Here is a 691-nt window from a genome sequence, read left to right on the forward strand (position 1 = left end):
ACCCTGGTGGTGCGGGCCGCGCGGGAGATCGCCGCCGCCGGGCGCCCGCTCATGGTGGTGGCGCAGACCAACGCCCAGGTCGACGACCTGGTGGAGCGGCTCGCCGACGCCGACCCGGAGCTGCCGGTGGGACGCCTGCACAGCAGCGACTACACCCCGCCGGAGCCGCGCCCCGACCGGCACCCCTCGGTCCGGCTGGCCGCCCGCGTCAGCGACCTGGCCGGCATGGAGGTGGTCGTCTCCACGGCCGCGAAGTGGGCGCACGTGAAGGACGTGCAGCCGTGGCGGCACGCCATCGTGGACGAGGCGTACCAGATGCGGTCGGACGCGCTGCTGGCCGTGGCCCGGCTGTTCGACCACGCCCTGTTCGTCGGTGACCCGGGCCAGCTGGACCCGTTCAGCCAGGTCGGCACGGAGCAGTGGGCCGGGCTGGCGCACGATCCGTCGGCCAGCGCGGTCGCCGCGCTGCTGGCGCACAACCCGAACCTGCCGCAGCACCGCCTGCCGGTGTCCTGGCGGCTGCCCGCCTCGGCGGCTCCGCTGGTGTCGGCCGCGTTCTACCCGTTCACCCCGTTCCGCAGCGGCACCGGGCCCGGGGACCGGCAGATGGCGTTCGACGTGCCCTCCGACGGTTCGGCGCCGGACCGGGTGCTCGAGGTGGCCGCCGCGTCCGGGTGGGGGCTGCTCGAAC

At 75.8% G+C, this 691-nt stretch carries 1 pseudogene; it reads left to right on the forward strand.

Going from position 1 to position 691, the window contains the following annotated elements:
• Positions 1-691, forward strand: a pseudogene (locus ACYVE9_RS29630) (helicase); the annotation flags it as partial.

The sequence above is a fragment of the Streptomyces sparsus genome, assembly GCF_054776295.1.